The 14,754-nt window shown below is 59.9% G+C and carries 13 protein-coding genes and 2 pseudogenes; 9 read left to right on the top strand and 6 right to left on the bottom strand.

The genetic code is table 11. The features are described from left to right. Positions 1–42 precede the first annotated feature (42 nt). Positions 43–1,162 (bottom strand): annotated as a pseudogene (locus tag DR88_RS0125280) (ABC transporter substrate-binding protein). A 271-nt stretch (positions 1,163–1,433) separates the two neighbouring features. Here DR88_RS0125280 and DR88_RS19675 point away from each other — a divergent pair. Both DR88_RS19675 and DR88_RS19680 read left to right on the top strand, forming a co-directional pair. Next, on the top strand, positions 1,434–1,823 hold the full coding sequence (locus DR88_RS19675) for a KPN_00521 family repetitive protein (protein WP_002892699.1): 390 nt from the start codon (positions 1,434–1,436) through the stop codon (positions 1,821–1,823). Positions 1,824–2,002: 179 nt separating this feature from the next. Beyond that, a complete protein-coding gene (locus DR88_RS19680; protein WP_002892701.1) occupies positions 2,003–2,458 on the top strand; it encodes an RcnB family protein in 456 nt (151 codons plus the stop codon). 64 nt (positions 2,459–2,522) lie between these two features. Here DR88_RS19680 and DR88_RS30405 read toward each other — a convergent pair. Continuing rightward, positions 2,523–2,675 (bottom strand): annotated as a pseudogene (locus DR88_RS30405) (lipid-binding SYLF domain-containing protein); the annotation flags it as partial. Between DR88_RS30405 and DR88_RS30400 the strand changes: the two are divergent. The 4 genes from DR88_RS30400 (at position 2,611) to DR88_RS19695 (ending at position 6,020) form a co-directional block, all read left to right on the top strand. Continuing rightward, the gene (locus DR88_RS30400; RefSeq protein WP_004217907.1) at positions 2,611–2,748 is read left to right on the top strand and encodes a hypothetical protein; all 138 of its coding nucleotides are present in this window, start codon (positions 2,611–2,613) and stop codon (positions 2,746–2,748) included. The pseudogene DR88_RS30405 and the gene DR88_RS30400 sit on opposite strands and share 65 nt — an antisense overlap. Before the next feature lie 215 nt (positions 2,749–2,963). After that, positions 2,964–4,142 carry a M20 aminoacylase family protein gene (locus tag DR88_RS19685; RefSeq protein ID WP_004147442.1) on the top strand — a complete coding sequence of 393 codons (1,179 nt, stop codon included), beginning with the start codon at positions 2,964–2,966 and terminating at the stop codon, positions 4,140–4,142. A 19-nt stretch (positions 4,143–4,161) separates the two neighbouring features. Continuing rightward, positions 4,162–4,938, top strand: a complete 777-nt coding sequence (locus DR88_RS19690) for an ABC transporter substrate-binding protein (RefSeq protein WP_002892707.1) — start codon at positions 4,162–4,164, stop codon at positions 4,936–4,938. Positions 4,939–5,066: 128 nt separating this feature from the next. Then, complete coding sequence (locus tag DR88_RS19695; protein WP_004147443.1) at positions 5,067–6,020, top strand: aldo/keto reductase; 954 nt, start codon at positions 5,067–5,069, stop codon at positions 6,018–6,020. A 551-nt stretch (positions 6,021–6,571) separates the two neighbouring features. Here the strand turns inward: DR88_RS19695 and DR88_RS19700 are convergent. The 4 genes from DR88_RS19700 to DR88_RS19715 form a co-directional block, all read right to left on the bottom strand. Beyond that, positions 6,572–7,363, bottom strand: coding sequence for a MoaF C-terminal domain-containing protein (locus DR88_RS19700; protein ID WP_023282253.1), 792 nt, complete (start codon positions 7,361–7,363; stop codon positions 6,572–6,574). 25 nt (positions 7,364–7,388) lie between these two features. Further along, on the bottom strand, positions 7,389–8,165 hold the full coding sequence (locus DR88_RS19705; protein ID WP_032443804.1) for an SDR family NAD(P)-dependent oxidoreductase: 777 nt from the start codon (positions 8,163–8,165) through the stop codon (positions 7,389–7,391). A gap of 87 nt (positions 8,166–8,252) precedes the next feature. After that, complete coding sequence (locus DR88_RS19710; protein ID WP_032431587.1) at positions 8,253–9,986, bottom strand: arylsulfatase; 1,734 nt, start codon at positions 9,984–9,986, stop codon at positions 8,253–8,255. A 44-nt stretch (positions 9,987–10,030) separates the two neighbouring features. Continuing rightward, on the bottom strand, positions 10,031–11,218 hold the full coding sequence (locus DR88_RS19715; protein ID WP_004176995.1) for an anaerobic sulfatase maturase: 1,188 nt from the start codon (positions 11,216–11,218) through the stop codon (positions 10,031–10,033). Positions 11,219–11,643: 425 nt separating this feature from the next. Between DR88_RS19715 and DR88_RS19720 the strand changes: the two genes are divergently transcribed. The 3 genes from DR88_RS19720 to DR88_RS19730 all read left to right on the top strand — a co-directional run bounded on the left by DR88_RS19720 (position 11,644) and on the right by DR88_RS19730 (position 14,749). Continuing rightward, entirely contained in the window at positions 11,644–12,327 is a 684-nt protein-coding gene (locus DR88_RS19720) for a helix-turn-helix transcriptional regulator (protein ID WP_002892774.1), read from the top strand. 117 nt (positions 12,328–12,444) lie between these two features. Further along, the gene (locus tag DR88_RS19725; protein WP_020316359.1) at positions 12,445–13,617 is read left to right on the top strand and encodes an MFS transporter; all 1,173 of its coding nucleotides are present in this window, start codon (positions 12,445–12,447) and stop codon (positions 13,615–13,617) included. Positions 13,618–13,633: 16 nt separating this feature from the next. Beyond that, entirely contained in the window at positions 13,634–14,749 is a 1,116-nt protein-coding gene (locus tag DR88_RS19730) for a histone deacetylase-like amidohydrolase (RefSeq protein ID WP_025861778.1), read from the top strand. Positions 14,750–14,754: the final 5 nt, after the last annotated feature.

Here is a 14,754-nt window from a genome sequence, read left to right as displayed (position 1 = left end):
AGCCCGTCGAGCACGGAGTCGGAGGTTAAACGCATGCTGTATTTACTCGCTCTGCTGCCAGGAGAAGACGAACGGCTGGTCCGGCAGGTCGGTGAAATGGCGCACGATATAATGGTACGTCTCATCCGGGTTGAGATCGCCGAAGGCCTGCGGGTAGATATCTTTCGCCAGGTATTCCATGCCGACAATATTCCACGGGTGGTTATAGAAGTGGTGATAAACGCCATAGGCCCGCTTTTCCTGTACCGCCGGGATCTGGCTGACCCCAGGTCGCGCCAGTAGCGTCTGCGCCTGGGCCTTCACCGCCTCTGGCTTAACCGCATAACCCAGGGGCAACACCTGGCTGTTGCCGCGCTTCGAGCCGGTCATGATCCAGGCGTCGGGCTTCATGCTTATGATTTTCTCCAGCGAGACGAACCCGGAGGCGCCCGGCAGCAGCTGCGAACCGATATTGTTCGCCCCGACCGCCTCCACCAGCCCGCCCCAGCCGCTGTGGCCGTGGGTAAAGCAGCAGGCGTCGCTGTTGCCGGCCAGCGCTTCCACGAAGACGTTGGGCCTTCGGTGTGATGGTCGCGGTCTTCTGGCGAATCGACTGCAGCTGCTGACGATAGTAATCGGTAAAGGCTTTGGCCTGGCTCTCGCGGTTAAGGACTTTGCCCAGCAGGTCGATGCTGGGGGCGGTATCTTTCGCCGGGTCGATCTCATAGTCGACAAACAGCACCGGAACGTGCAGGGCGCTGAGCTTGTCGATGACGCCGCTCTCCATCAGCGCTGGCCTGGCGCGCAGCTGGGCGATCATCAGATCCGGCTGACGGGCGATGACGCTTTCAAGATCGACGTTCCCTTTATCGCTGAAGCCCATGTCAAGGATCGTGGCCGACTGCGGCCACGTCGTTTTCAGCATCTGCCAGGTGGCAACATCCTGCTTTTTCGCCAGATTATTCCATGCCACCAGCCGTTTAAACGGATTGTCCCGGTCCAGCAGGGCGAGGGTCATAATGTCGCGACCATCCTGCAAAATAATACGCTGCGGCTCTTTGGCGAGGGTGACCTGCCGGCCGTCAAGGTCCGTGACCGTCAGGGGATATTGGGTTGCATAGCTGAGGAGGGGCGTCGCGAGCAGCGCAGTAAGTAACAGCGATCTTACTGATTTTCTTGCCATAAAATGAGTTCCGTTTGCCAATTTATAAATATAATGATTCTGAGAATTATTCTCGAGTAAACGTCAACGGCAAGTATATCAAGGGCAAATTTCATAAAATGTAACAAACATGTTGGAAATTATGCCAACGCCGACAGGGCGCGCGCGGCGGCAGCATTTTCTGCCAAGGCTGGAGGTCGAAGACGTTTTTCAGGCTAATTCCTAATGTCATCCCCGGTTCGTTGTGCCATCCTGAATGCGACTCATAACACGACACGTGAGAGAGGATATTATGAAAAAAGCAATGATTGCGTTATCGGCTATTCTGGTTGCGGCTCCGGTTTTTGCTGCGACAACACATGCAACAGATGATACCGTCGCGGCGGCGAATGCCAACGCCAACACCGCTAAAGAGAAGCTGCATCAGGCCCAGCACGAGGGCGAAGAGCAGCAGCTGAAGGCGAAACACGCCGCCGAAGGCAAGCAGGACAGCGTCGGCAGCCAGGTGAGCGAAGGCGCGCAGAAAACCTGGAACAAGACCAAAGAAGGCACCGAGAAGGGGTGGGATAAGACCAAAGAGGTCAGTGAAAAAGGCTGGAATGCCACCAAATCCGGTGCGGAAAAGGGCTGGGATAAAACCAAAACCGGCGCCGAAGAATTAAAAAATAAAGTGACTGAATAAGTCCTTTAACCTGTCTGAATAAAGGTCGCGAAAGCGGCCTTTTTTATTGTCCTTCCTCCCGCAGCCTGGCTGTTGCGCAGCACAGCAACTGCCGATGCCAGGAATCGTCCTGGTTAACCAGTTACTCACTCTTTCTTCACATTTGCCCGGTACAAAGGAGCTGAATCAGGAGGTGTACCATGAAAAAGATGATTTCTCTGGCAGTAATTTTATCCTGTGTGCTGAGCGTCCCGGCCTTTGCCGATGGCCCGAACGACGGCCATCGTCCGGGGCAACCCACGGTGTGGCAGAACGGTCCGGACCATGACGGGCATGCACCGCAGGGCGGACCTGACGCGCATCATCAGGGCGACCATGACCAGCGTGGCCCGGATCGCGACGGCCATGACAAACGCGATCTGGCACGTCATGAGCAGGACCATTTCGCCTGGCGCGGGAACGATTTCCGCAAAGGCCACCCGGCTCCGGCGCCGTTCCGTGGCGATGAATATCGCGTCCGCGACTGGAGCGACCGCGGCCTGCCGCCCCCGCCGGAAGGCCATCACTGGTCCTATATCGACGGTAACTATGTGCTGATCGCCGCGGCGACCGGGATCATCACCTCGATTCTGGTGAGCGGCGCCCTCGGCCACTAAATGCGCTGCTCCGCGACGCCGGGTCAGGAAAAGCCTGATCCGGCGATGGCGCACTCGCGGAAAGCTACGGATCCAGCGCAGCATCCGGCCAGTATTTATAACCATTGATCGTTGCCTGGATGGACAGTTCTTTTTCGGTCAGATGATAAACGTTGACCTTCGAGGACAACGAGGCGGTATCTGACGCCACGCCGCTGGAAGCGGCGGCGATCGGCGCGCTGCAGCCCGCCAGCGCAACGATTGCGAGAAGGAAAAGCCTCTGTAATTGCCTGCCCGTTTATTTTATATAACGCTGGATGTGGCCGTGCAGGGTAGGGTAAATAACGGAAAATCCTCAAAAAAATAAACTTTTATTTTTTAATTGCACTATTTTTATTATTCATTGCGCTGTGATGAGTGAATTATTAAATAAGATGCGTCCATTCCAGGTATTAGAAATGCTGCTTGCATAAACTTTTCATCGCGATACCGTGATAAGTCCTTAATTTATTTCCCGGAGAGCGGCATGAGTGATTATGTAATTCCAGAAATTAAAGCGACGGAAGCGGAAATGATTTCTATCCGTCATTATTTACATGCCAATCCGGAATTAAGTCTTGAAGAGTTTAATACCAGCGAACTGGTCGCCAGCAAGCTGACGGAGTGGGGCTATCAGGTGACGCGCGGTCTCGGCAAGACCGGCGTGGTCGGCAGCCTGAGCAAAGGCGATTCTCCGCGCACCATGGGTTTACGCGCCGATATGGATGCCTTGCCGATCGAGGAAACCACCGGTTTACCCTGGGCCAGCACGGCGCCAGGAAAAATGCACGCCTGCGGCCATGACGGTCACACCACCATTCTGCTGGCGGCGGCGAAATATATCGCCTCGCCGGCCTGTCAGTTCAACGGCACGGTGCATCTGATTTTTCAGCCGGCGGAAGAGGCTATCGGCGGCGCGGATTTAATGATTAAAGACGGCCTGTTCGAGCAGTTCCCCTGCGAACGCATCTTTGGCTTGCACAACATGCCAGGCCTGCCTGTAGGCAAGCTGGGCTTCTACGCCGGCAACTTCATGGCCTCGGCGGACACCGTCAAAATCACGATTACCGGCTACGGCGGCCACGGCGCCCACCCCGAGCGCACCGTCGACCCGATCGTCGCCGGTGCGGCGCTGGTGATGGCCCTGCAGAGCATTGTGGCGCGCAACGTGCCGCCGGGGGAAACGGCAGTGGTCAGCGTCGGCACCTTCCAGGCCGGTATCGCCTCCAACGTCATTCCGGAGAGCGCGGTGATGGAGCTGAGCGTGCGGGCGATGAAGCCGGAAATCCGCGACCTGCTGATCAAGCGTATTCACGAGCTCGCTGACTTTACCGCCAAAAGCTATGGCGCCAGCAGCGTAGTGGAGGTTTACGACTCCTATCCGGTATTAACCAACAGTCCTGAAGAGACCGATTTCGCCCGGGCGCTGGCGCTGGAGGTGTTTGGCCGCGAAGGGGTCCTGGAGTCGGTCTCGCCGATGAACGCCAGCGAGGATTTCGCTTTTATGCTGCGCGAACGCCCGGGCAGCTACTTCCTGCTCGGCAATGGCGAGAAAGGGGAGAAGGGCAGTTGCATGGTGCACAACCCCGGCTACGACTTTAACGATGACATTATCACCATCGGCGCGACGCTGTTCGCCCGTCTGGTGGAAAAACACTGTCGCTAATCTCTGGAGAAGAACGCGAATGAAAAAATCACTGTTGCTATGGCTGGCATTAATGGCGTCGACGTCGGCGCTGGCCGAAGGGGGAAAGGAGATCCGCTTCGGCGTCGACCCGACTTTCGCGCCGTTTGAATGGAAAGATCCGCAGGGCAAGCTGGCGGGGTTTGATATCGATTTAGGCAACGCCATTTGTCAGCAGCTGCAGGCGAAATGCGTGTGGGTGGAAAGCAATTTCGACGGCATTATCCCGGCGCTGAAGGCGCGTAAATTCGACGCGATCCTTTCCGGGATGTACATGACCGAGAAGCGCAAAGCGCAGATTGCCTTTAGCGACAAGTTGTATAACGGGCCGGTGTTCCTCGTGGCGCGTAAAAATACCCTGCAAGGCAATACGCCGGAACAGCTGAAGGGCAAAACCATCGGCGTGGAGCAGGGCTCGGCGCAGGAGACGTATGTTAACCAGCACTGGCGGCCGCAGGGGATAAACATTGTGGCCTACCAGGGGGCCGATAGCGTGGTGCGTGACCTGGAGTCGGGGCGCATCGACGGCGCGGTGCTCTCCGGGATGATGGCCGACTACAGCTTCCTGCAGCAGCCGCAGGGTAAAGAATTCGCCTTTGTCGGCGGCCATCTGCAGGACGATACGCTGTTTGGCGCCGGGGCGGCGATAGGTTTGCGTAAAGACGATGAGGCGCTGCGTCAGGAAATTAACGGCGCGATTGCGAAGATTCTTGCCGACGGCACCTATAAAAAATTAGCTGGCAAATATTTTAGCTTTGATGTTTATTCCGGGACATAATGTCAGAGTGTACCTGCGGGCGTGGAGCGCCCGCCGTAAGATTCCTTTTCTGATTATCCAATCGACCTCCTCTCCTGACCCCTGTGGTTACCTGAGGGAAGCAGAATATAAGCTAAGGAGTACTCGGCATGATGACACGTCCTTTGGGCAAAACCGGATTTTCCATCGCCCCATTAGTCTTTGGCGGCAACGTCTTTGGCTGGACCATCGATGAAAAAACCAGTTTTGCTCTTCTTGATGCTTTCGTTGACCACGGTTTTGACGCTATCGATACGGCGGATGTTTATTCCCGCTGGGCGGAGGGCAACCAGGGCGGCGAATCTGAAACCATAATCGGCCGCTGGCTACAGGCGCGCCCCGGCATGCGTGATAAAGTCAAAATTTTCACCAAAGTCGGCTCCGATCTCGGCCTCCCCGGCCATAAAGGGCTCAGCAAAGCCTGGATCCAACAGGCGGTTGACGACTCTCTGCGTCGCCTGAATACCGATTATATCGACCTCTACTTCTCCCACTGGCCGGATCCGCAAACCCCGGTGGCGGAAACGCTGGAGGCCTTCCACAGCCTGCAGCAGGCCGGAAAAATCCGCGCGATGGGGGCCTCTAACCTCGATGCGATGCAGCTGGCGGGGGCGCTGGAGGTGGCGCGTAAGGGCGGCTTGCCTGCGTGGCAGGTGCTGCAGCCGGAATATAACCTCTACCACCGCTCTGCGTTTGAAGGCGCGCTGTGCGATCTCTGCGTCAGCCGCGATATCGGGGTGGTGACCTACTACAGCCTGGCCTCGGGGTTCTTAACCGGTAAGTACCGCCAGCCGTCGGATCTGACACAGAGCCAGCGCGGAAGCGGGATTGGTAAGTACCTGAATCCGCGCGGCATGCGGATTATCGATACCCTGGCGGCGGTCGCGGACGAGCAGGGCGCGAAGCCGGCTGAGGTGGCCTTGGCGTGGCTGATCGGCCGCGAAGGGGTGACCGCGCCGATCGCCAGCGCCACCAGCGTGGCTCAGGTGGAGAGTTTTGCCCGCGCGGCGGCGCTGAGCCTGAGCGCGGAGCAAGTGGCGCGGCTGGACGGCGCCAGCGCCTGAGGCAATCCCTCTTCCCGGCGGGGAGAGGGGGGAAGGCTAAACATGACGCGGACCGTAGGCCGGGTAAGGCGCCAGCCGCCACCCGGCAAAATAACGGCGCAACCGGAAATGTCCCTGTTCGCGCTGCGCTTAGCAGGGCTACAGCTTCTATGTTACTTCCGGGCCGATTGCGCTCCCGGTTAATTGTCTGCGTTATGGCAGTCATGGCGCGGGGAGCGCACAGGGGGCGGCCAGTCGCCGCCGCCCCCTGTACCCCCGGGCTCCGGCCAGCAACATCGCCGCTGCGCGGTGCCTTCGACTTATCCCTGCAGGCTTCGGGTCGGGCCGAGGCAGCGTCCCTGCAAAACACGGCCCTCAGCCCGCATCCATGCGGGCTGCCCCGGCCTTCCGGGAACGTCTCAGCGATGTTGAGGCCGCAACACCGGCAGTTTCAGTCGCACTAGTGGGTAAGTTAACGGCTGGCTGCTACGGACCGTAGGCCGGGTAAGGCGCAGCCGCCACCCGGCGAAATGACGGGTGCGGTGCCTGAAAGCGTGCCCGGCGGCGCCCTACTATTCCTGATGGCGGGTGACGTTGAGGATCTTCGCGCTGGCGCCGACCGGAAAATTGCTGAGGGCGCCGAAATCGCTGCCCTGATAGCCCATGATCTTGCCGTCAGTGCGCATCTGCTGCAGATCGATGAGGATCACCCCCAGCGTGGGGATGATTTTCTCCCGCCAGACGAACAAATAGAGATCCTCCGCCACCTGCACATAGTGGCAGCGATCGACATCCGCCAGCCCCTTTTCCACGCCGTCCAGACACTGCCAGGCGTAAAAATTATCGTTGAGATAGATGTGCTCATAGCGCTCGGTCGGGCTATAGGTGTACTGATTGCGCATGCCGACCAGCGCGGTGGTAAAGTCCGGCAGCGGCCCCGGCTGGGTATCCAGGCGGGCGAAGACAAATCGCGCCTCGACGGCGGTCAGCGGCAACCCTTGTTCTACCCGGCTGAAGGCGTCCAGCCGCGCGGCGGCTTCGTCCGGCAGCTGGCCGTATACCAGCGTGGCATTGCGCTGCGTCAGGTTGCATACCGCGCTAATGCTGGCGTTATCCCGCTCCGGGTCAAGGAAGTCGATAAACAGAATGTCCGGGCGCAGGGCGGTCGCCCGCCAGGGGGCGCGCTTGCCGTTCCAGCTTAGCGTCTGCTCATCTTCGATAACCAGCTGCTGCGGCTCGCTCCCGGCGACATAAAAGGTAAAGTTTTCGCCTGCGGGCAGGCTGGCGGTAGCCAGCAGGTTACCGTGCGGCGCAAAACCATCGGCCAGCGCGCCGACCTGGATAAATACGGCTTCTGAAGTCATAGGGGCTCCTGAACAGAGTAGGGCGTTAGGCAAACGCCAGAGTGGGAACATCGACGATACTGGCCCCGCCGTCGGCGACCAGCGTAGCGCCGCGGATGATGGCGGCCTGCGGCGAACAGAGAAACTGACAGGCCTCGGCTATCTCCTCGGGGCTGGCGGGGCGGCGCAGCGGAACGTCACGACAGACCCGCTGATAAGCCTCAGTCAGCGACAGCCCTTCCGCCTGCATCAGCGGGTGCATCTCTTCATCCGCCATCGGCGTCGTGACCCAGCCGGGACAGATGGCGTTAGCGCGTACCCCCTGGGGGCCATAATCGCGGGCGACGGAGCGCATCAGGCCGATTAAAGCGTGTTTGGCGGTGACGTAGCCGCAGGCCTGCGGCCCGGCGGCCAGAGAGGCGATGGAGGCGACAAACAGCACATTGCCGCGGCGGGCAATCAGCGAAGGCAGACAGGCGCGAACGCTGGCGAAGGCGCTGGTGAGATTGCCGTCCAGCGCCTCGCGCCACTGGCGGTCGCTGGTCTCGGCGGCGGGGCTGTTGCCCATCCCGCCGGCGCTGCAGATGAGGACATCAATCCCGCCGGTCTGGTCGAGGATGGCCGGCAGCAGCCGCTGGCGCCACACCTCGCCGTCGGCGGCATCGCCCACCAGCGCCGTGGCGCCGGTCTCATTGGCGACAGCCTGCAGCGGCGCTTCGCGCCGTCCGGTAATAAACACCCGGTCGCCCGCGGCGCGCATCAGCCGCGCGCAGGCGGCGCCAATTCCGGTTCCGCCACCGGTTATCACCACGACTCTCGCCATCCGCACTCTCCTGTAATGGGGTTTCCGATTACCTTAAAAAGCGCGTCAGGTCCCGGCTATCGCCCGCAAGAACGATAGCCGTGGTGGTTAATGGATCTCGCTCACAGGGATCGCCTGCGGCGCAGGCACCGGCTTCATGGTGGCGGGGTCGACCGCCAGATAGCGCCCGGTTTTGCTGTCGATGCCGACGTAGTCGATCATTTTGCCCTGCGCTTTGGTAACCATGGTGCGCTTAGCAAATGCCTCGTAGGCCTCGCTCATGACTTTGACCCGATCGGGATGTTCGGCCGCGACATCATGCGTCTCCAGCGGGTCGTCGTGCAGATTAAACAGCTGCCACGGCGCGTCGCCGGCGGTGAGGCCGCGCGGCACCAGCCGTCGCAGCTTCCATTCGCCATCGACCCAGGCCGCCTGATGATGTAGTTCAACCCCGTAGTTGCCGCGCGGCGGCTCCTGTACTTCGCCGGTGAGATAGCGCTTAAAGCTGACGCCGATCATCGGCAACACCGGCTTCTTCGCCAGCGACTTGTTCGGATCGATGCCGGCGAATTCATATAGCGTCGGCGCCACGTCATACACCGCCATCGTCGAGGCGTCGATTTTACCGTGGCGGGTGATCCCGGGACCGGAGATCATAAAGTCGGTATTGATGCCGCCCTGGGCGCTGGTGGTTTTGTGATAATTGGCGTAGGGGGCGTTGCTGACGTTGGCCCAGTGCGGGCCGTAGGAGACAAATGATCCTTTGCGGCCGACGTTGTCATAGCTGTTATCGAACTGCTTCCAGAATTCCGGGGTAGATTCGTAGTAGAAACCCTGCGCCGGGTTGGCGCCGTTATCGGTTAAAAAGACCAGCAGGGTATTTTTATCGCGCCCGGTTTGTTTCAGCGTCTCCATCAGGGTGCCGATTTGCGCGTCCATATTGGCGATCATCGCCGCATACACCTGCATCACTTTCGCCGTATATTTCTGCTGCTCTGGCGTTAGCGCCTCCCACTCTTTATCCAGCTCCAGATGCGGCAGCGGGGTATCGTCATGGATAATTCCCAGCGCTTTCAGGCGGGCGATGCGCTGGCGATAGACCTCGGCGTAACCCTGCTCATACTGGCCTTTGAAGCGCTTAATCCACTCGTCAGGCGCCTGCAGGGGATCATGAGGGGCGGTGAAGGCCAGCCAGGCGAAGACCGGCTGTTCCTTCGGCGTCGCTTTAATCCAGCTGTTCATCTGGCGGGCGTAGGCTTCGCTGGAGTAAAAATCATCCGGTAGGGAGACGCGCTCGCCGTCGCGGGTGTAGTAGGTGTGGAAGGCTTCAACGGTCCCCAGCGGTATCGCGTCGTTAAAGTGGCTGGTGCCGCCGCCCATAAAGGCGAAGGCGTGATTAAAGCCGCGATCTTTCGGCGTGGCGCCGGGAACAAAACCGAGGTGCCATTTACCGGCCATCAGGGTGTTATACCCCGCGTCTTTAAAGCGCTCGGCCATGGTGGTGACGCGGTCGGTCAACCGCAGCTCGTAGCCCTCCTTGCCAATGGTGCTGTCGTACCACCACATGCCGCCCATCCCAGCCTGCTGGTTACTGTTGCCGGTGAGCAGCATTGAGCGCGCCGGGGCCGACATCGGCGAGGTGTAATACTGGCTCATGCGCATTCCCTGCTCGGCCATCGCCTGCAGGTTGGGGGTGGGGATCTCGCCGCCAAAGGGGCTGATGTCCGAGTAGCCCATATCATCGGCGATAATCACGATGACGTTTGGACGCTCCTGCTGCGCGGCGTGCGCGCCGCCGGCGAGGATCATGCTGACCGCCGCGGCCATGGCTTTTTTGTTCACGACTGACTCTCCTGTTCAGAGGGGGATATCATCAGGGTAAGGCGCTACGCAGTATGCGCAGTCCCAACAAACGCGGCCCGCCAGGCCTTCAGGCCATTAAGGTCGCGGGAAAAGGGGCGTAATGGCGCGAGGATGTCGCTAAAGAAGCGGTAGTAGCCGCCGCAGAGGCGGTTGTTGCCTGCGGCGTTGAGATGCGCCGGGCAGCCGCCCTGGCAGACCATTTTTACCGAGCAAGTCTGGCATTCGCGGCGCAGACTTTTCTGCTGACCGAAAGGCAGTTGCACCGAGGCGTCGACCGCGGCGGCGAGCGTCTGCTCGTCAAGGCGGCCCAGCCGATGTTCGGCGTTGATCAGGTGGTCGCAGGCGTAGAGCTGCCCGTCGGGCTCCATCACCAGGTTGCTGCCGCAGCGGGCGCTGTGCACGCAGCTGCCGCTGGTATGAGTGAAATACTGCGCCCACGCCTGTTCGATATTGATAACGAACACCCGCCCCCTATCGCAGCGCTTCCGCCACTGCCGCCAGATGCCGACCATAAAACGTCCCCAGTTATCGGCGCTGAGCTGGTATCCTTCGCGCAGGGCCGCGCCTTCGCTCATCAGCGGCTGAAACTGCAGATAGCGCGCGCCGAGGCTGACCAGCCGGTCATAAATCGCCGCCGCGTGGGCCGCCATCTCGTTATGCACCACCACCAGCAGATTAAAGTCCACCTGATGCTGATGGAGCAGGTCAATGCCGCGCAGCGCCGCCGACCAGGTCGACCGGCCGCGTTTATCCGGACGATGGTAGTCCTGCAGCGCTTCGTTGCCTTCGAGGCTCAACCCGATAATAAAGCCATGTTCGCGGAACAGTCGGCACCATGCGTCGTTGATCAGCGTCCCGTTGGTCTGCAGGCTGTTGCTGATAGTCACGCCGTCGGGGGCATAGCGCGCCTGCAGGGCGAGCGCTTTTTTGTAGAAGCTCAGGCCGGCCAGCAGCGGCTCGCCCCCCTGCCAGACAAAGTTGATTTCCCGCGCGCCGGCGGGCTGGGCGGCAATATAGCGGCGGATAAACTGCTCCAGCCGCGCGTCATCCATCTTGTTGACCGGCGTTTCGTCCTGCGGGTAATAGCAATAGCGGCAGGCGAGATTGCAGGCGGGGCCAATCGGCTTCATCAGAATATGAAACGGCACCGGCGAGCGCGGCTCAGCGGCCAGCGGAATTTGCTGCTGGCGCAGGGCGGCGATATTCAGCATCGGCTTATCCTCGGTTAATGACCGGTACTGTTGATATTATTTTGGCAACAGCGGGTCAGGCGTAATCACATGATTAAGCCGCGGCGAAAATTAAATGCATCCTGTTAAGGGTATAAGTGAAAAAAAACAAAAATCCATCGTTCTTTAGGATGAGAATCACGCGTCGGGAATAGGGTTTTTTTATCACCAGGGGCAGGTACGCCGGGTGTTAATCTTATTTGTTTATGTTTTAACGCCGCTATCGTAAAGCATGGCCGGGGTGTTTTTTAAATGCTTTATATAACAATGTATTGCTGAAAATTTTGTAACGGCTATCACATTGTTAATATGTTAATGATTGTGTTACTTAAATGTGAAATGTATGCTTCAATTATCAGTAGTCATCCATGTGTCATGTACCATCATCTCGACGGGGAGGCCCTATCATGTCTGCTTTGTTAAAAGCCAGCCGTAATGATGCGATAATAGCCCGTTGTTTACAGACTATTTCCCAGTTAATTCCACTAACTTCAGCGGTGTTTTATCGAGTAAATAATCGTTTAAAACCCGAAAACTATATATTGCATAATATTTCCGATAATACGCACCAACAATATCTGGAAAACTTTCAGCCGCTGGATCCGCTTCTGCCGTCGCACTTTAGCCACCAGAACACCACCGTGGCGGCGATGACGCCGCGGCTCTGCGACCGCAACCGGCATTACTATCATGAATTTATGTTGCCGAATAACGTGCGCGACATGACCGAGATCTTTATCCGCCGCGAGCGGCGGATCGTCGCCGGTATCTCGCTGATGCGCGACGTGCCTTTCTCCAGCGAAGAGCGCCAGCGGGCCCAGGCGGTGCTGCCGCTGGTAGAGCTGGCCATTCGCGACTGCCTGCAGGAAGAAGATGATCTGCCCGCCATCCTGACGGCGAAAGAGCGGGAAATCGTCGGCATGGTGCGCGAAGGCGCCAGCAATAAGCTGATTGCCCGCCAGCTGGATATCTCGCTCTCGACGGTGAAAACGCACCTGCGCAATATTTTCGCCAAGACCGAAGTGGTCAATCGTACCGAACTGGTTTCCCGAACCTGGATGCCGGCCGCTCAGCGTACGCTGCATCTGTAATCTGACTTTCGCATCCCGCGCGCGCCGTGGCAGCACGGCGTTTTCCTGATGCCTGTGGGTATCACTCCCTGGAGGATCCTCCGGGGGGAGGCTTTTTTGACCGGAGCACGCCCTACGATGTCGAGTACACCTCTCACTGATAATGCGCTTTCCCGGCCCGCCGGGCTGGTGGTGTCCCTGCGTTTGCTGGCGGCGATCGTGATTTTTGCCGCTATTGCGCCGGGTATTCTGATGACCGCGCCGGCGGTGGCGGCGCAGCTGGCCAGCGAATGGCAGCTAAAACCCGGGCAGATCGGCTGGCTGTTCTCAGCGGAGCTGGGGGCGATGAGCCTGGCGACGCTCCCGGCGTGGTGGTGGATGAGCCGCCTCGACTGGCGGCGGGTTGCCCTGACGGCCGGGGTGGTGTTTCTGGCCGCCAACCTCGTCTCGGCGGTGGTCACCCAGTATGAGACGCTGCTGGCGGCGCGCTTTATCGCCTCGCTGGCGGGCGGCACGTTGATGATTTTGTGCATCAGCTGCGCGGCCGGAACGCCGAACCCGTCGCGGGTCTACGCCTTCTGGGTGCTCGGGCAACTGCTGTTAGGGATGCTTGGCCTGCTGGCGCTGCCCGGCCTGTTCGCGACCTTTGGCCTGAAGGTGGTGTATCTGATCCTCGCCGCCATCATGCTCTGCTGTTTGCCGCTGGTATCCGCTTTCCCTCCGCGCTTTCAACCGCTTTCAGTCTCCCGCCAGCAGCCGTCGACGGCGCTGTGGCGTCAGGCGCTGGCGGTGCTGGCGGTGCTCACTTTCTATATCAGCCTCAGCGCCGTGTGGACCTTTATCGGCACCATCGGCAGCGCGGCGGGGCTGAGCCCGACGCAGGTCGGTCTGGTGCTGGCGGCGGCGACGGTTTGCGGCATTATCGGCGCCGGCGGCGCGGCCCTGCGCGGCACCCGGCGGGCCGATCGTTTACCGGTGTGGCTGGGCTACGGCCTGTTGATCGTCAGCGTTGGGCTGCTGATCGGCCAGCCGCTGCTGGTGCGTTACGCCATCGCGGCGCTGCTGTTTAAGTTCACCTGGACCTTCGTGCTGCCCTTTATTCTCGCCCGCGTGGCCGGGCTCGATAACAGCGGTCGGCTGATGAACAGCATCAATCTGGTGATCGGCGGCGGCATGGCGGCTGGCCCGGCGCTTGCGGGGGCCTTACTACAACACTTCGCCAGCGCCGACCCGCTGCTGGCGGCGGCAGGCGTCTGCGCGCTGCTGTCACTGATTTTAATTGTGGCGGCGTCCGCCGCCGGGAAGGCTTAGCCCACGGGAGGATAGAGTGAAAAGAAAAACCGGTTTCTTCTTTGATGAACGTTGTTTCTGGCACAGTACCGGTCTGCACGCGGTGACGCTGCCGGTGGGCGGGTGGGTACAGCCGCCCGCCGGCGGCGGTCATGCTGAATCGCCAGAGACCAAACGGCGGATGAAAAACCTGATGGATGTCTCCGGGCTGACGCCGCAGCTGGCGCTGCGCAGCGCGGCGCCGGCGAGCCTTGAGGACCTGCGGCGGATCCACCCCGACAGCTATCTGGAGCGCTTCAAGGCGATAAGCGATAACGGCGGCGGCATGCTCGGCAAAGAGGCGCCGCTGGGGCCGGGCAGTTATGAAATTGCCTGTCTTTCCGCCGGGCTGGCCTGTGCGGCGGTGGAAGCGGTGCTGAAGGGGGAGCTGGATAACGCCTATTCGCTGTCGCGCCCGCCCGGACACCACTGCCTGCCGGATCAGTCGATGGGATTTTGTTTCCTCGCCAATATTCCCATTGCCGTCGAGCGAGCGAAAGCGCAGCTGGGGCTGGGCAAGGTGGCGATCATTGACTGGGATGTTCACCACGGTAACGGCACCCAGCATATCTACCTGCAGCGCGACGACGTACTGACTATCTCCTTGCATCAGGACGGCTGCTTCCCGCCGGGCTACGCCGGCGAGGACGATCGCGGCGTGGGCGCGGGCGAAGGTTACAACATCAATATTCCGCTGTTGGCCGGGGCGGGGGATGACAGCTGGCGCTATGCGCTGGAAACTATCGTTATTCCGGCGCTGGCGCGTTTTGAGCCGGAGCTGATTATTATCGCCTGCGGCTATGACGCCAACGCCATGGATCCATTAGCGCGGATGCAGCTGCACAGCGATAGCTTCCGGGCGATGACCGAACAGGTCCAGCAGGCGGCGGATCGCCTGTGCGGCGGGAAACTGGTGATGGTGCACGAAGGCGGCTACGCCGAGTCCTACGTGCCGTTTTGCGGCCTGGCGGTGATGGAAACGCTGAGCGGCGTGCGCACCGAGGTTCAGGATCCGCTGCTGGAATTTATTCAGCAGCAGCAGCCGCGCGCCGCATTTGCGCAGTTCCAGCGCGAGGCCATCGATCGGCTGGCGCAGCAGTTTGGTCTGCTATAAACCAC

It is taken from the genome of Klebsiella pneumoniae (assembly GCF_000742135.1).
GTDB classification, from domain to species: domain Bacteria; phylum Pseudomonadota; class Gammaproteobacteria; order Enterobacterales; family Enterobacteriaceae; genus Klebsiella; species Klebsiella pneumoniae.
The sequence above is the reverse complement of the archived record's forward strand: the minus strand, read 5'-3'. Positions and strand labels throughout refer to the sequence as shown.

Bases quoted from the DNA above. Each gene is read 5' to 3' on its own strand.
- DR88_RS19690 (WP_002892707.1), top strand. From the start codon at position 4,162: ATGAAAAAATCACTGTTGCTATGGCTGGCATTAATGGCGTCGACGTCG.
- DR88_RS19680 (WP_002892701.1), top strand. From the start codon at position 2,003: ATGAAAAAGATGATTTCTCTGGCAGTAATTTTATCCTGTGTGCTGAGC.
- DR88_RS19675 (WP_002892699.1), top strand. From the start codon at position 1,434: ATGAAAAAAGCAATGATTGCGTTATCGGCTATTCTGGTTGCGGCTCCG.
- DR88_RS19695 (WP_004147443.1), top strand. From the start codon at position 5,067: ATGATGACACGTCCTTTGGGCAAAACCGGATTTTCCATCGCCCCATTA.
- DR88_RS19715 (WP_004176995.1), bottom strand. From the start codon at position 11,218: ATGCTGAATATCGCCGCCCTGCGCCAGCAGCAAATTCCGCTGGCCGCT.
- DR88_RS19700 (WP_023282253.1), bottom strand. From the start codon at position 7,363: ATGACTTCAGAAGCCGTATTTATCCAGGTCGGCGCGCTGGCCGATGGT.
- DR88_RS19685 (WP_004147442.1), top strand. From the start codon at position 2,964: ATGAGTGATTATGTAATTCCAGAAATTAAAGCGACGGAAGCGGAAATG.
- DR88_RS19720 (WP_002892774.1), top strand. From the start codon at position 11,644: ATGTCTGCTTTGTTAAAAGCCAGCCGTAATGATGCGATAATAGCCCGT.
- DR88_RS19725 (WP_020316359.1), top strand. From the start codon at position 12,445: ATGTCGAGTACACCTCTCACTGATAATGCGCTTTCCCGGCCCGCCGGG.
- DR88_RS19705 (WP_032443804.1), bottom strand. From the start codon at position 8,165: ATGGCGAGAGTCGTGGTGATAACCGGTGGCGGAACCGGAATTGGCGCC.